We start from the raw sequence: 14,195 nt of genomic DNA, 5'->3' as shown, positions 1-14,195 counted from the left end.
TCGACCTCCTATTTCAGTAGATGGCCGTAGCGGCCTTCCAGGCCGCTGCGGTCAGGGTCGATGGCCATGAGGGCCCGGTCTTCCGGGGTCCGCGCCTGGCCGGCGGCGCGCTGGGCGCCAAGCAGGAAGAGCTCGAAGTCCGAGGGGGGCACGAAGCCGTCCGCCGGCGTCGCCGCACGACCCTGGACCGGGGCCGCCAGCCGCGGCGTCACCACCAGCACCAGCTCGGACTGGTTCTTCTGGTATCCGGTAGAGCGGAACAGGGTCCCGATCACGGGCAGGTCGCCCAGGAAGGGGTACTGGCGGATGTCGTTGCGGTAGTCGTCGCGCAACAGGCCCGCGATGGTGAAGGACTCGCCGTCCCGCAGCTCGACCGTCGTCTTCGCTCGGCGCACCTTGATGCCGGGAATGGTCAGCCCCGCCGTCGTGACCGAGGTGGAGGGATCGATGCTTGAGACCTCCGGCGCCACCAGCAGGCTGATCACGCCGTCGTCCAGCACGGTAGGCGTGAAGGCCAGGGAGATGCCGAACTCCTTGAACTCCACCGTGATGGTCGTCTGGCCGTTGTTGGTGTTCTGGGCCACAGGGATCGGAAACTCGCCGCCGGCCAGGAAGCTGGCCGTATCGCCGGACATGGCCACCAGGGTCGGTTCGGCCAGCGTCTTGACGAGCCCCTTGGTCTCCAGGGCGTCGAAGACGATGTCGAGATTGAGATCGCCGGCTCGCAGCAGGGTCTGGAAGATGCCGAAGGTGTCGAGCGCGCCGCCGTTGATGATGGTGTCGCCGGTGGTGATGTAGGGTTCCTGCCCGATCACCGGGAAGGGCCGACCCGGCCGGCCGGCGGCGGGCGAAGCGGTGTTCACCCGCAGGTTCTTGGCCACCGACCGTTCCATCTCCACGAACCGCACGGTCAGCATCACCTGCTGCACCCCCTGAACGGAGAGCATGTTCACCACCTTCTCAGGCGGCGCGTAGGACTGGGCCAGGGCCACGATCTGCTGGGCGCGAGGACCGCTCGAGACCCGGCCGGAAAGCACGATCGACTCGTTGGCCGCCGAAACGGTCACGCCCGTCTCCTCGGGCAGGATTTCGTGGATGCGCGCCTTGAGGCCGCCGATGTCGGCCGACACGACCACATTGACCGCAGTCAGCAGGCGCTTGCCGGGGCCGTAGACGCTGAGCGCGGTGGAACCCATCTTCTTGCCCACTACATAGACCGAGCGGGTCGAGAGCGGGACCACGTCGGCGACCTCCGGATCGGCGATCATCAGGTCCGTATAGGCGGTGGGAAGCTCCAGGACCTCCGACTTGCCCACCGGCAGGGTCAGCTCGGCCCGGCCCGCGGCGGGCTGGGCGCAAGCCGCGCCGGCCGTCGCCAGGGCCGCGGCTACGGCCAGGCCGCGCAGCGCCGCCCAGGCGTTCCGCATCCCTCTCCCTGCGCCCCCGTTCATGGCTTTCAGCCCTACCCTTCCCTCGGCGCCGCCGCGCGGCGCCGGAAACTATTGTTGAACCCGGTATTCCGTGGTCGCCACGCCCCGCGTGACCGCCACGCTCGGCCCCGAGGGCCGCGCGGAGTGATGCTGCCGGGCCCCGCCCGCGGCGGGCGACCGGCCGGAGCCCAGGTCGGCGACCGTCGTCGTCCGTTTCGCCAGCGCCGCCTCGTCGCCCACATGGCGCAAGGCCAGCGACACCGAGCCGACAGCCTGGGCCAGGGAAATGGCCTGGGCCTGCTCCGGCGCCACCTCCAGGGTGATGGCCTTGGCGACGACGGGCTTGGTGGCCGCCTCGTCAGCCATCTGGTCCACCCCCAGCACTTTCAGGTTCTCGGCCACCACGGTGGTCACCGCGCCGGCGGCGCCCGCGTCCGAGGGCTCGCGGGTCAGCATCACGTCCACGCGATCCCCCGGCAGGACGAAGCCCGCCACCCCGGCGACGTCGTTGGAACGGAAGGTCACCGCCCGCATGCCCGGCGTCAGCGCCGCCGATAGGCTCACCTTCTCGCCGGGCGCCGAGATTCGGCTGGTCAGAACGGGCTCGTTCACGGCGAGCGCGCGCAGGGCCATGCGCTGGCCGCCGGTCGCCTGAGCAATGCTGTTCAAGGCCCCCTCCGGCGTCGCCTGTTCCGGAAAGGCCACGATCTTCAGATCCGCCGCAGTCAGCGTCGCCCCCCGCTCCACAGGGCGGGCGGCGACCACGACCGGAACCGTCCCGACGACGACCTCGCTCCGCTCGCGGGACTTGGCCGCGGAGGTTAGCCAGGCCTGGGCCGCGATCACCGCCAGCAGCGCCAGGACGGCGGCGGCGGCGAGCGTGAGGATGTTACGAGCAGGCATGTCGCGCTCCTGCCGGCTGCATGGCGCGGGACCGTAGGCCTGCGGCGCCCGGCTCGGCCGAAGGCGTTCGGCTGGCCCTCGGAACCGAGGCGCCGGTCATTCCTCGCCGCCGCCCGCCTTTCCGGTCTTGATGACGGTCGCCGCGTCGTTCATGGCGCCTGCGATGGCGTCCTTCAGCGCGCCGGCCGCCCCGACGATGCCGATCCCGACCACGGCCAGGATCAGGGCGTATTCGCCTGCCGACGCGCCGGTTTCGTCCTTAAGAAAAGCAAGCAACTTCGACATCGATCACCCCTTCATCCGGTTGCGCCACCCCGCCCCCAGGGGCGTCGTGGAAAGGGCCAGGCGCTCAGGCCGCCACTCCCCCTACTGGGCCGACGTTAGCCAACATTTAACAAACCGTAAACCGAGATCTACTGCGTTAACCACGTCTTAACCCAGAATTCGAAGCCTGAACTTTCGGTGGGGTTCTGATTTCGACCCCCCCGACCTGTCCCGACTTGGCACATCTTTTCGTCGACTGCTCGACTTGCGCCTGACGATGCCAGATCCGGGCCACATTTAAATGCATTAAGCCCGACCCCTACAAATCTTAATGCGACTTAATTTCGCAGAGTCCCTGGCGTTACTTCAAGGTGCGCCGTGAGGCGCACGCCCTTCGGTTGATCCGCGTTCATGCGGACTTCAGGGCTCCGCCGGCGGCCTCGGCGCCGTCCCGCGGGTGAGCCTCTCGGCCCGGATCGCCCAGGCGGCGGCGAAGGTCGAGAGCCCGGCCGCGGCCAGGAAGAGCAGAGCAGGCCCCAGGATCTCGCCGATCCCCAGCCAGGGACGGACCAGGACGATGAACGGGGTGAAGGGCGGCGCCCAGAGAAGCCACGCCGGCGCCTTGGCCTGCAGGTCGGCTAGGAGCGCGAAGAAGACGAGGATCACCACGGCGTAGAGCGGCCGCGACAGGTTCTGGGCCGAGACGTCGTCCCGCGCCAGGGCGCCGATCCCCAGCAGGGCCGAGCCATAGGCCACGTAGGTCGCCAGATAGATCCCCGCAAAACCCAGCAGTGACCAGGGGTTCGCCAGATCCTGGAACAGCACCCGCAGCAGGGCGCCGCCCGCCCCGCCGCCGCCCCAGGCCAGCAGCCCGCCCGCCGCCAGCCACAGGCCCACCACCAGCAGAGAGACCGCCCCCACGCCCGCCAGCTTGCCCAGCATGATCTCCATGGGCCGGGCGGCGGCCAGCAGGGTCTCCAGCGCCCGGCTCGCCCGCTCGCGCGTCACCGACTGCATCAGCATGCCCATCGCGCCGATCAGATTGGTCCAGAGCAGGAAGGCGACGGCGAGCCGGCCCGGCGGGGCGCCCCGCGGCCTTGCGGATGGCGGCGGCGGCGCTTCGTCAGGCAGGGTCACGGCCGGGAGCGGCGCCTCCGTCCCCGCCGCGGCCAGGTCGCGTGCCAACAGGGCGCGGGCGGCGGGGGTCAGGGGCTTTCCCTCCACCTCCACCGAAATTCCTCCTGCGGGCGTGCGGCGTACGACGAGGCGGGTGTCGGGCTCGGCCGCCGGCGGCTCCTGCACGATCGTCTGGGGCCGCCCCGTCAGTTCGCCGGCTTCGGAAAGCGCCGCGGCGGCGGCGGCGGCGAGCCCCGCCTCTTCGGAGCGGACCTCGATCACCGCCGGCGCCGGCGGCTGCAGGGCCGGCCCCAGGAGCGCCACGCTGGACATGATGATCGGCCCCAGGGCCAGGGCCACCCAGAAGCTGATGGTGGTCGTATAGGTCTTGAACTCGCGCGCGGCGATCAGCCAGGTCCGGTTCGGCGACAGCATGTGCGCCCCCCGCGCGGCGTCAGGCGGCCTTCTTTTCGGATAGCGCCCAGAAGGCGCCCTCGAGGCCGGGCTCGATGGGCTCGAAACCCTGGATCGCCAACCCCCGCTCGGCCATGGCCCGCATCAGCGAGACATAGGGCACGTGGGCGGGCAGCAGGACCCGCCAGCGCAGGGCCTCGCCCATGCGGCTTGGAAAGGGCCTCGCCTCCCCGCCCAGGGCGGCGGCCACCTCGAGAAGAGCCTCGGCGTCCTCCAGGGTCACATAGGCGCCGTTGGGCGCGTGCGCGGCGGCCTCGGCCACCTCCCCCTCGAAGACCGTGCGGCCTCCGGCCAGGATCGCGACGCGGTCGCACAGCCGCTCGGCCACCGCCATGGAGTGGGTGGAAAACAGGATCGCCCCGCCGCGGGCGCGCTGCTCGGCGAACAGCGACTGCACCTCGGCCTGGGCGATGGGGTCCAGCCCCGTGAACGGTTCGTCCAGCACCAGCAGCGCCGGCTTGTGGACCAGGGCGCAAAGGATCTGCACCCGCTGGGCGTTGCCCTTCGACAGGTCCTCGATCCGCGCCCGCCGCCGCCCCGCAAGCCCGATACGCTCCAGAAGCTCGTCGGCGCGGGCGTAGGCTCGCCGCCGGTCCATCCCTTTCAGGCGGCCGTGGAAGGCGATGACGTCGCGGGCCCGCTCGCGCGGGGCGAGTCCCCGCTCCTCGGGCAGGAAGCCGACTGCGCGCCGGCTTTCGAAGTTGCTGGGTTCGCCGAGGATTTCGATGCGGCCGGCCTGAGGCGAAACGAGCCCCATCACGGCTTTCAGCGTCGTGCTCTTGCCCGCGCCGTTGACGCCGATGAACCCGGTGATGGCGCCCGCCGGAACCGACAGGTCGACGCCAGAGACGCCTCGCCCGCCCTCGTAGATCTTGCGCAGGCCTGCGACCTTGAGGGCGTCCGGCGCAGAGGGCGCAGTGTTTTCGAGCATGCCGAAAGATCGGCCGGCCTTGGTTTACAAGGGCTGAAGAAGCTTCGCCGCCAGATTAGCTGCGGCCGGCCAGCATCCCACGAGGCCCCTGGCCAGGGGTGTCGCCGGGCGGTCCATTGCCCGGATTCGAATCCGGCGGTCCACCGCCATCGGAACCACCGTCGGCAGACGGATCGGACCCGCCTTGGCCGTTCGTATCCAGGGCGGCCGCCACGCGCCCCATGCCCTCGCTGATCGCCGCGCCCAGCTCCCCGCCCGCGGCGACGAGGCCTACGCCGAACACGGCGAGGATCAGCGCATACTCGCCGGCCGCGCCGCCCCTCTGATCCCGAAGAAACCGCTTCACGGCAAGCCCCGCTGCGAACCCTTAATGCGATCTTAACGCGGCTTCGATGGGCGTCACAACCCTTTCGCGCCTTGGTTGAGGCCGGCCATCTCCGATCAGCGCGCCGCGGGATCGCGGACGCCGTCGATCCAGGACTCCACGATCTCCAGCGCACGATCGGCGACCACCAGGCACGCCTTGCGGCCGGCGGCGATCGCCCCATGGCTATCCGCAAGCCCCAGGAACGCCGCCGGGGCGGCCGAGGCCAGGCGTGCGGCCTCGGCGAGATCCAGGCCGGCGCTCCGCACGGCGGCCATCATGTCGAGATCCGACCCGTGGCGCCGAGCCCTGGCGGCGCGGACAACCTGCGCGGCGCCGGCGCTGCGACCGCGCGCCTGCGGGTCGACCTCGCAGATCCCGCCGCCGTCGACGAAGAGGCCCTGAGCCGCCTGGGCGCCCGCCCCCTGACCTGGCCCGCGTCCGGCGTCCTCCACGTGCTCCTACCCACGAGGCCAGCGGCCTCGCGCGCGCTGGCCGCCTCCGCGCCGCCGCCCTGATGACGGGGCGCCCCCGGCGCAGCAGCTGCGGAACAACGGTGAAGGTTCGCGCGTTGTGAGCTTCGCCGGGGCGTGCTGAGGGGGCCTACATTATGAGTCGGTACATGCTCGCCGCCGCCGCGGGAGCCCTTTGCGCTACCGCCCCCGTGAGCGCCCATGCCGTCTCCGCCGAGCTCCGCGACCTCTCCCGGCTCAGCCTCGAAGAACTCGCCGAACTCGAGATCACTACCGTCTCGCGCCGCCCGGAAAGCCTGGCCGGCGCGGCGGCTTCGGCCTTCGTCATCAGCCAGGACGACATCCGCCGCAGCGGAGCCCCGACTCTGCCGGAAGTCCTCCGCCTGGCGCCCAATCTCGCCGTCCAGCGAGTGGACGCGCTCGACTATGCGATCTCCGCCCGCGGCTTGAACGGGTTCGAGAGCGCCAACAAGCTGCTCGTCCTGATCGACGGCCGAAGCGTCTACAGCCCCTTCTTCAGCGGCGTGGAGTGGAGCCAGCACCATACGCCGCTGGCCGACATAGCCCGGATCGAGGTGGTCAGCGGCCCCGGGGGAGCCTTGTGGGGCGCAAACGCCGTCAACGGCGTCGTCAAGGTGATCACCCGTCCTGCCCAGGAGACTCTCGGAACCCTGCTGAACGCCCGCGTCGGCTCGTTCGAGCGCAGCCTGACGCTGCGCCACGGCGCGCCGCTCGGCGCGGCCGGCGCCGTCCGCGTCTATGTCCGGGGCTACGAAGCCGTGGACTCCTACCTGCCCGGCGGCTCGGTGGAGGACGGCTGGCGCGGCGGCCAGGTCGGCTTCCGTTCCGACTTCCAAGGGCAGGCATCGACTTTCACCCTTCAGGGCGACGCCTATCGCGACGACGTCCCCTCCCAGGCGCCCACGCGGCCCGACGGGAAGCTCGAAGGCTCCAACCTCCTCGCCCGGTGGACGCGCACCTTCGACGACGGCTCCAGCCTCCAGGTCCAGGCCTATTACGATCGCTACGAACGCATCGCGCGCGGCATCCTCGACGGCGTGATCACTCACGACATCCAGGCGGAATACGCCTTCGACCGCGGGCGGCATCGCTGGGTGGCGGGGGTCGGCCATCGCCATTGGAGCGATCGCTTCGCCAACTTCGTCAACGGTTTCGTCCTGGATCCACCCGCCCGCGAGTTCACGCTGAGCAATCTCTTCGTCCAGGACCAGATCGAGCTCGGCGACGTCGCCGTCACCCTGGGCCTGAAGGTCGAGGATTCCAGCTTCGGCGATCCGGAATGGATGCCGAGCATCCGGGCGGCCTGGCGCCCTTCCGAGGCGGCCACCTTCTGGGCCGCAGCCTCACGGGCCGTACGCAGCCCTTCGCGCCTCGACCGCGATCTCACGTTTCGTCCGTTCCTCGAACGCTCGCAGTTCGAACCGGAGCGGCTGATCGCCTACGAACTGGGCTATCGCGGGCGCCCCACGCCGCGCGTCGCACTCTCCGCCACGGTCTTCCGGCACGAATACTCGGGCCTGCGTTCGACCGAGCCGACGCCCGACACGATCTTTCCCTTGCGCATCGGCAACGGCCTTGAAGGGGAAACCTGGGGTCTCGAGGCCTGGGGAGACTTCGACGTCTCCCCCGACTGGCGGCTGAGCGCCGGCTTCACGGCCCTGGACGGGGCGTTCCGCCGCAGCGACGGCAGCAACGACCGCTCCAATCTGGCCGCGGCCGGCCACGACGCAGACCTGACGGGCTACGTCCATTCGCAGTGGAACCTTTCACCCGACATCGACCTGGACGTGCGCCTGCGCTTCGCCAGCGAAGTTCCCAGGGAGCAGACCGGCGGATACCTCGATGCGCCGGGCTATACCGAGGCCGACGCTCGCGTCGCCTGGCGAGTGAGTGAGCAGGTCGAACTGTCGATCGCAGGATTCAATCTATTCGACGCCCATCACCCCGAGGCGAGCGAACCCCGACGCACCGAAGTCCGGCGATCGGTGCAGGCCGGCCTGAGGGTGAATTGGTGAAGCGCGGCCACCGGATCGGCATGGCGGCCGCCGCGCTCCTTTCGGCCTCCGCCGGCGCGGCCCTGGCGATCGAGAGGCCGCTCGAATATCCGGTGAAGGCGGCCTTCCTCCATCGCTTCGCGTCCTTTGTCTCGTGGCCGCCGGCCGCCCTGGCCGACTCGCGGTCCATGACCCTCTGCGTCGTCGGCCGCGATCCGTTCGGCGCCTTGCTCGATCGCACCCTCGAAAACCAGAGCATCGGCGGACGCGCCGTCGAGCTGCGCCGGATGGCCGCGATTTCGCCAAGCTCCGGGTGCCACATCGCCTATCTGGGCGGTTCGCCGGACCAGTCCGTCGAACAGGCCCTCGACGCCCTGGCGGGCTCGCCCGTCCTCACCGTCACCGACGACCAGCAGACGAGCGCCATGGGGATGATCCACTTCGTGATCGTCGCGAACCGGGTCCGCTTCAGCGTCGACGAACGCCGTGCGCGCCGCAGTGACCTCGTCATATCGTCGAAGCTCCTGAATCTCGCCGTGAGGGTGGTGCGATGAGAACGCCCCGCCCTCGCCGCCGATGGGGATCACTGGCCGCCGCGCTCTCCGGCGCCCTGCTCATCGCCGCCAGCCTGGCCGCCGGCCTCGCCAACGAGACCAACCACCGCTCACGCCAAGCCCAGGCCCTTGCCGCCCAGGCCAATGTGCTGGCCGCCACCGCCGCCCCGGCCCTTGTCTTCGATGACGCAGAAGCCGCCCGCGACATCGTCGCCGCGCTCGCCGCCGACCCCAATGTCGAGGCCGCGGGCGTTTACGATGCGGCAGGCGCCCGGGTGGCGCGCTTCGCCCGCGGCGGCGCGGAACCACCGTCCCACGTGGCCGCGGTGCCGCGCCAGGTGGGGGGTCGACGTATGTCGGTGCTGGCGCCCGTCGAACTCGAGGGAGGGCACATCGGCGCGGTCTATCTCCGCTCCGCGCCCGAGCCGCTGGCCGTGCTCGCCGCCCGCCACGCCGGCACGCTCGTGCTGCTGCTCGTCGCCGCCGCGGTAGTGGGAGCCTCCCAGGGCGTCCAGTCGGCCTTGCGGGCGGCGGCGGCGGAGACCGAGGCCCGGGCCCGCGATCTGGCCGAGGCCAACCGCGAGCTCCAGGCCCAGATCCGCGCCCGCGAAAGCGCCGAGGAGGCGCTGCGCCAGGCCCAGAAGATGGAGACGCTGGGCCGCCTGACCGGCGGCATCGCCCACGACTTCAACAACCTCCTGCAGAGCGTGCAAGGCAGCCTGGACCTCATCCAGCGCAAGCCCAACGACCCGGCCAAGATCGAACGCTGGGCCTCCACCGGCATGAAGGCCGCCGAGCGCGGCGCTCGCCTGACCGCCCAGCTCCTCGCCTTCTCCCGCCAGCAGAAGCTGGAGTTGCGGCCGATCGACGTGACGGCCGTCGTGGAGCGGCTGGCCGAATTCCTCCCGACCACGCTTGGCCCGCAGGTCCGCGTCGAGTTCGCCCTGCCCGCCCAGGCGACGAGTGCCATCGGCGACCCTATCCAGCTGGAGCTCGCCATCCTCAACCTGTGCATCAACGCCCGCGACGCCATGGCGGACGGCGGCCTCGTCGTGGTGCGCGCGCACGAGACCCGGATCGAGGGCGATCCGGAGCTGGCGGACGGCTCATATGTGCTGCTCTCGGTCTCCGACGAGGGGCCGGGCATGCCGGAGGAGGTGCGGGCGCGGGCCTTCGAGCCCTTCTTCACCACCAAGGGCGTCGGCAAGGGCACGGGGCTGGGGCTCGCCCAGGTCTACGGCATCGCCAAACAGGCCGGCGGGACTGCGCGCATCGAGAGCTCGCCGGGAGACGGCGCTACGGTCACCCTCTACCTGCCCAGCGCCGAGGCCGCGCCGGCGGCCGAGCCGCCGGCCGACGACATTCCCAGTCCGACCCGACCCGGCGCCCGAATCCTGGTGATCGATGACGACCCCGGCGTCCGCCGCTACGTGCTGGAAGCCCTGACCAACCTCGGCTACGAGGCCCGGGAGGCGCCAGACGGCCCGTCCGGGCTGGAGGCCTTCCACGCCGCGCCCACCGACCTGCTCGTGCTGGACTACGCCATGCCCGGCATGACCGGCGCCGACGTCGCGCGCCAAGTACGGGCCGAGCGTCCCGACATGCCGATCCTGTTCGTCAGCGGCTACGCCGAATCCGAAGCGCTAGAGGCTTCGGTGGGGACTCGGGCGCGCCTTCTGCGCAAGCCGTTCGAGACGGCGGCGCTCGCCCGCTGCGTCGACGAGGCGCTTTCGGCCTGAGCTCGGGCTTGACCGCTCACGATATTATGACATTTCTAATGCCATAATATCGGAGGATCGTCCTTGCGCGTGCTCAGAACCCCGGACGAGCGCTTTCAGAGCCTCGCCGATTGGCCCTTCGCGCCACACTATTGCGAGGTCTCGGCCGAGGGCGGCTCACCCTTGCGCCTGCACTATGTGGACGAAGGCCCGGAAACAGGCCCTCCGGTGCTGCTGATGCACGGCGAACCAACCTGGGCCTATCTCTACCGCAAGATCATCCCGCGGCTGACGACGGGCGGCGCGCGAGCCATCGCGCCCGACCTGATCGGCTTCGGTCGGTCCGACAAGCCTGCGGCGCGGTCCGACTACACCTACGAGCGTCATGTGGCCTGGACGAAGGCCTGGTTCGAGAGCCTCGATCTGTCCAACGTGACTCTGTTCTGCCAGGACTGGGGCGGCCTCATCGGGCTGCGGCTGGTGGCGGCCATGCCCGCACGCTTCGCAGCGGTCGTCGTGGCCAATACCGGCCTGCCAGCCGGCGCCGGAGCGACCGAGGGCTTCCGCGCCTGGCTCGAGTTCAGCCAGAACGTCCCGCAGATGCCCATCGGCATGCTGGTCAACGGCGGCACGGCGCGGGATCTTTCGCCCGAAGAGATCGCCGCCTATGACGCGCCCTTTCCCGACGAGAGCTTCAAGGAAGGCGCGCGACAGTTCCCGGCCCTGGTGCCGATCACGCCGGAACACGCCTCCGTCGCCGAAAACCTGGCCGCATGGAAGGCGCTCGAGGACTTCCGGCGGCCGTTCGTCACCGCCTTCAGCGACGGCGACCCCATCACTCGTGGCGGCGAAAGAGCGTTTCAGGACCGCGTTCCAGGCGCCGGCGGCCAGCCGCACCGGACCCTTTCGGGAGGTCACTTCCTGCAGGAGGACAGCCCCGAGGCCATCGCCGACCTCCTCCTCGAAGTCATCGCCCAGACCCGCGGCTGAAGGAACCGAGCATGAATGTCTTCAACGCCGTCTTTCCTGCGCCCGAGCAGGCGATGGACTTCTTCGGCGGACCGGAGAACGGCCCCTTCGTCATGGTCAACCTGCTGAAGTTCAAACCGAAGGCGGAGTACGACGACGGCTCCGACGCCCACCTGACCGGCGCCGAGGCCTATGCCCGCTACGGAGACGCCGTTCGCGCCCTCGTCGAGAACATCGGCGGCAAGGTGCGCTACAGCGGCGAGGTCACCGGCCTGCTGCTCGGCGAGGTCGAGGAGCTTTGGGACATGGTGGCGCTCGCCGAGTACCCCTCTCTGGCCGCCTTCCGCGCCATGGCCCTCTCGCCCGAGATGGCGGCCATCGAGCACCACCGGCGGGCTGGCCTGGCCGGCCAGCTGAACATCCGCACCCGCCCCGACGAGAGTGTCTAGGCGCCCTGACGACGGCGCCTTGCCGGGACCCGGCAATTTTTGTAGATATGTACCTTCAAGGAGACGCCCTTGACGGTAACCACCATCACCAGCCGGGATTTCAATCAGGACGCCGGCAAGGCGAAGAAGGCCGCGTCCCGCGGCCCGGTCTTCATCACCGATCGCGGCCGGCCCGCGCACGTCCTTCTGACGATCGAGGACTACCGGACGCTCGTCGGCGAGCGCCAAGCCGACATCGTCGAACTGCTCGCTCTGGAGCCTCCGATCGAGACGTTCGAACCGGAACGGCTCGATGGAGAATATTACCGCCCCGCCGACTTCTCCTGATGTTCGTGCTCGACACGAACGTCGTCTCCGAACTGCGCAAGGCCGCGCACGGGCGGGCGGATCCGAACGTGACCGCCTGGGCAAAAGGCCGACAGGCTTCCGAACTCTTCATCTCGGTGATCACTCTGATGGAGCTTGAGGCCGGCGTGCTGGCGGTCGCTCGACGGGACGCGCGGCAGGGTGATGTCCTTCGCGCATGGCTTGAGAGCCAAGTCGGACCGGCGTTCGCCGGCCGTATCCTGCCGATCGACGAGGCTGTCGCGCGACGCTGCGCGAGCCTCCACGTACCCGACCGCCGCTCCGACCGCGACGCCTTGATCGCTGCGACGGCCCTCGTACATCGGATGGGCGTCGTCACCCGCAATGTGGCCGACTTTCGGCCCACCGGCGTGGAGCTGGTGAACCCTTGGGAGCCGCGGGAGGCCTAGCTGCCGATCACCCCGGCCAGTAGACGTACTCGTCCTGCGGCGTCGCCTTCTCTTCCAGCGTCTTGTCGATGCTGACCGGCATCTCGCCGGCGGCCGGATAGAGGGGCTTGCGGCCGCCCTTCCGATGCTGCGCCAGCAGGGCCTTCAGCTCGGCCACCTTGTCGGGCCGCTGGGCGGCGAGATTGACTTTCTCCGTCGGATCCTCGGCCAGGTTGAACAGCCAGTCCTTCTTTGGCCGCTCCGAAGTCTGCAGCTTCCAGTCGCCGTCGCGGACGGCGAGATAGTAGCCGTCCTGGAAGAACAGGGTCTGGCGCGCGCGAACATCCCGGCTCGCGGCGCCGGTGACGAAGGGCAGGATGTTCACCCCGTCGATCTCGCGGTCCTGCGGGATCTGCGCGCCCGCCGCGGCCGCGAGGCTGGGCATCATGTCCAGGTGGCTGACCGGGTGGGCGTAGCGGGCGCCGGGCTCGATGCGGCCGGGCCAGCGGACGAACAGCGGCACCCGCACCCCGCCCTCGAAGAAGGTCAGCTTCCAGCCGCGATAGGGCCGGTTCACCTCCGGCAGGCCGATATAGCCGGCGCCGCCGTTGTCGCTGGAGAAGACGACGATGGTGTTTTCCTCCAGCCCCTCCTCCTTCAGCGTCTGCAGCACGCGCCCGACGCTGCGATCCACCGCACGGATCATGGCGGCGTAGACGCGCAGGCGATGATCCTCGATGTGGGAAAGGGCATCGTAGTCGGCCCTGGCCGCCTGCATCGGCGTATGCGGCCCCCAGTGGGCGAGATAGAGGAAGAAGGGCCGGTTGCGGTTGGCGCGGATCGCCTTCACCGCCTCGTCGGTATAGTAGTCGGTCAGGTAGCCCTTGGGCGCGAACATCGGCCCGCCGTTGAACGAGGCCGCGTACTGCGAGCGCGCCCACAGGAAGCGGTCGATCGGATCGAAGTCGAGCTTCACGTTCACCACGCCCGGATCGTCCTCGGGCAGGTAGAGCCCGCCCATCATGTTCAGGCTTTCGTCGAATCCTTGAGCGTTGGGCGTGAACTCGGGCGCGCCGCCCAGGTGCCACTTGCCGATGTGTAGGGTGTGGTAGCCGCGGGCCTTCAGCACCTCGGCCACGGTCACTTCCGAGCCCGGCAGACCCTGCTCCAGCATCGGCGGCAGGGCGCGGTCGGCCTCGCGGTCGAAGATCAGCCGGTGCGGGCGCGAGCCGTCGTTGTAGAACAGCTCCAGCATCCGACCCATGCCGCCGAAGGTGGGGGTGAACTCGAAGCCGTGACGGGTGGGATAGCGCCCGGTCATGATCATCGCCCGCGAGGGCGCGCACGCGGCCGTGCCGGCGTAGGCGGTGGAGAAGACCGCCCCTTGAGCCGCCAGGGCGTCGATGTTCGGCGTCGGCGCCCGCCCGCCGGCCACCCCGCCGCCGAAGGTGGAAAGGTCGTTGATCCCCAGATCGTCGGCCAGGATGAAGACGATGTTGGGCGGCCGTTCGCCCGCCGGGGGCGCCTCGGGTCCTTGGGACCAGACGACCTCCCGGTTCGCCGCCACCGGCTCCTTCCCGCGATTGGCGACGGCGAACAGCACCAGCGAGCGCCAGTTCGCGGCCAGCGCCACGCCGGCGACGACCACCAGGATCGCGACGAGCCCGCCGATCCAGAGACCCTTGCGCATGACGCCCTCCCCTTGCGCGCTTATTTTGGCACTTCACGCGCCAATATGTCGAACTGTCAAGTCGCGCTTCCGATCACGTCGTTGAGATCAACGGCGGCGGGTGGAACTGAA

The 14,195-nt window shown here is 69.9% G+C and carries 15 protein-coding genes; 7 read left to right on the top strand and 8 right to left on the bottom strand.

From position 1 onward, the window contains the following. Positions 1-8: 8 nt before the first annotated feature. From ACK41C_RS19385 to ACK41C_RS19355, 7 genes are all read right to left on the bottom strand, one after another. Positions 9-1,427 (bottom strand): type II and III secretion system protein family protein, encoded by a 1,419-nt coding sequence (locus ACK41C_RS19385; protein WP_409657942.1) that lies wholly within the window; start codon positions 1,425-1,427, stop codon positions 9-11. 72 nt (positions 1,428-1,499) lie between these two features. Then, entirely contained in the window at positions 1,500-2,333 is an 834-nt protein-coding gene (cpaB, locus tag ACK41C_RS19380; RefSeq protein ID WP_409657939.1) for a Flp pilus assembly protein CpaB, read from the bottom strand. A gap of 96 nt (positions 2,334-2,429) precedes the next feature. Beyond that, positions 2,430-2,618 carry a Flp family type IVb pilin gene (locus tag ACK41C_RS19375; RefSeq protein WP_409657936.1) on the bottom strand — a complete coding sequence of 63 codons (189 nt, stop codon included), beginning with the start codon at positions 2,616-2,618 and terminating at the stop codon, positions 2,430-2,432. A 399-nt stretch (positions 2,619-3,017) separates the two neighbouring features. Then, entirely contained in the window at positions 3,018-4,148 is a 1,131-nt protein-coding gene (locus tag ACK41C_RS19370; RefSeq protein WP_409657933.1) for an ABC transporter permease, read from the bottom strand. 19 nt (positions 4,149-4,167) lie between these two features. Beyond that, complete coding sequence (locus ACK41C_RS19365) at positions 4,168-5,118, bottom strand: ABC transporter ATP-binding protein (RefSeq protein WP_409657930.1); 951 nt, start codon at positions 5,116-5,118, stop codon at positions 4,168-4,170. Positions 5,119-5,173: 55 nt separating this feature from the next. Continuing rightward, on the bottom strand, positions 5,174-5,464 hold the full coding sequence (locus tag ACK41C_RS19360) for a Flp family type IVb pilin (protein WP_409657927.1): 291 nt from the start codon (positions 5,462-5,464) through the stop codon (positions 5,174-5,176). A 95-nt stretch (positions 5,465-5,559) separates the two neighbouring features. Next, entirely contained in the window at positions 5,560-5,937 is a 378-nt protein-coding gene (locus ACK41C_RS19355) for an amidohydrolase family protein (protein ID WP_409657924.1), read from the bottom strand. Positions 5,938-6,092: 155 nt separating this feature from the next. Between ACK41C_RS19355 and ACK41C_RS19350 the strand changes: the two genes are divergently transcribed. The 7 genes from ACK41C_RS19350 (at position 6,093) to ACK41C_RS19320 (ending at position 12,415) form a co-directional block, all read left to right on the top strand. After that, entirely contained in the window at positions 6,093-7,991 is a 1,899-nt protein-coding gene (locus tag ACK41C_RS19350) for a TonB-dependent receptor plug domain-containing protein (RefSeq protein WP_409657921.1), read from the top strand. After that, entirely contained in the window at positions 7,988-8,524 is a 537-nt protein-coding gene (locus ACK41C_RS19345) for a YfiR family protein (protein ID WP_409657919.1), read from the top strand. The genes ACK41C_RS19350 and ACK41C_RS19345 overlap by 4 nt, the downstream gene beginning before the upstream one ends. After that, the gene (locus ACK41C_RS19340) at positions 8,521-10,263 is read left to right on the top strand and encodes an ATP-binding protein (protein WP_409657917.1); all 1,743 of its coding nucleotides are present in this window, start codon (positions 8,521-8,523) and stop codon (positions 10,261-10,263) included. Before ACK41C_RS19345 ends, ACK41C_RS19340 begins: the two co-directional genes overlap by 4 nt. Positions 10,264-10,326: 63 nt before the next feature. Next, positions 10,327-11,232 (top strand): haloalkane dehalogenase, encoded by a 906-nt coding sequence (locus ACK41C_RS19335; RefSeq protein WP_409657914.1) that lies wholly within the window; start codon positions 10,327-10,329, stop codon positions 11,230-11,232. An 11-nt stretch (positions 11,233-11,243) separates the two neighbouring features. Further along, positions 11,244-11,660, top strand: coding sequence for a DUF1330 domain-containing protein (locus tag ACK41C_RS19330; RefSeq protein WP_409657911.1), 417 nt, complete (start codon positions 11,244-11,246; stop codon positions 11,658-11,660). 69 nt (positions 11,661-11,729) lie between these two features. Then, positions 11,730-11,987 carry a type II toxin-antitoxin system prevent-host-death family antitoxin gene (locus tag ACK41C_RS19325; protein WP_409657908.1) on the top strand — a complete coding sequence of 86 codons (258 nt, stop codon included), beginning with the start codon at positions 11,730-11,732 and terminating at the stop codon, positions 11,985-11,987. Beyond that, on the top strand, positions 11,987-12,415 hold the full coding sequence (locus ACK41C_RS19320) for a type II toxin-antitoxin system VapC family toxin (RefSeq protein ID WP_409657905.1): 429 nt from the start codon (positions 11,987-11,989) through the stop codon (positions 12,413-12,415). The genes ACK41C_RS19325 and ACK41C_RS19320 overlap by 1 nt, the downstream gene beginning before the upstream one ends. A gap of 7 nt (positions 12,416-12,422) precedes the next feature. Here ACK41C_RS19320 and ACK41C_RS19315 read toward each other — a convergent pair whose 3' ends face one another. Continuing rightward, entirely contained in the window at positions 12,423-14,084 is a 1,662-nt protein-coding gene (locus ACK41C_RS19315; protein ID WP_409657902.1) for a sulfatase-like hydrolase/transferase, read from the bottom strand. Positions 14,085-14,195 lie beyond the last annotated feature (111 nt).

Origin of the sequence: Phenylobacterium sp. (assembly GCF_046290725.1) — a bacterium.
Taxonomy (GTDB): domain Bacteria; phylum Pseudomonadota; class Alphaproteobacteria; order Caulobacterales; family Caulobacteraceae; genus Phenylobacterium.
This window is presented reverse-complemented; position numbering and strand designations above follow the sequence as displayed.

Excerpts from the sequence above, each read along its gene's own strand:
- ACK41C_RS19350 (WP_409657921.1), top strand. The coding sequence starts at position 6,093 with ATGAGTCGGTACATGCTCGCCGCCGCCGCGGGAGCCCTTTGCGCTACC.
- ACK41C_RS19385 (WP_409657942.1), bottom strand. The coding sequence starts at position 1,427 with ATGCGGAACGCCTGGGCGGCGCTGCGCGGCCTGGCCGTAGCCGCGGCC.
- ACK41C_RS19330 (WP_409657911.1), top strand. The coding sequence starts at position 11,244 with ATGAATGTCTTCAACGCCGTCTTTCCTGCGCCCGAGCAGGCGATGGAC.
- ACK41C_RS19320 (WP_409657905.1), top strand. The coding sequence starts at position 11,987 with ATGTTCGTGCTCGACACGAACGTCGTCTCCGAACTGCGCAAGGCCGCG.
- ACK41C_RS19340 (WP_409657917.1), top strand. The coding sequence starts at position 8,521 with ATGAGAACGCCCCGCCCTCGCCGCCGATGGGGATCACTGGCCGCCGCG.
- ACK41C_RS19375 (WP_409657936.1), bottom strand. The coding sequence starts at position 2,618 with ATGTCGAAGTTGCTTGCTTTTCTTAAGGACGAAACCGGCGCGTCGGCA.
- ACK41C_RS19365 (WP_409657930.1), bottom strand. The coding sequence starts at position 5,118 with ATGCTCGAAAACACTGCGCCCTCTGCGCCGGACGCCCTCAAGGTCGCA.
- cpaB (WP_409657939.1), bottom strand. The coding sequence starts at position 2,333 with ATGCCTGCTCGTAACATCCTCACGCTCGCCGCCGCCGCCGTCCTGGCG.
- ACK41C_RS19315 (WP_409657902.1), bottom strand. The coding sequence starts at position 14,084 with ATGCGCAAGGGTCTCTGGATCGGCGGGCTCGTCGCGATCCTGGTGGTC.
- ACK41C_RS19370 (WP_409657933.1), bottom strand. The coding sequence starts at position 4,148 with ATGCTGTCGCCGAACCGGACCTGGCTGATCGCCGCGCGCGAGTTCAAG.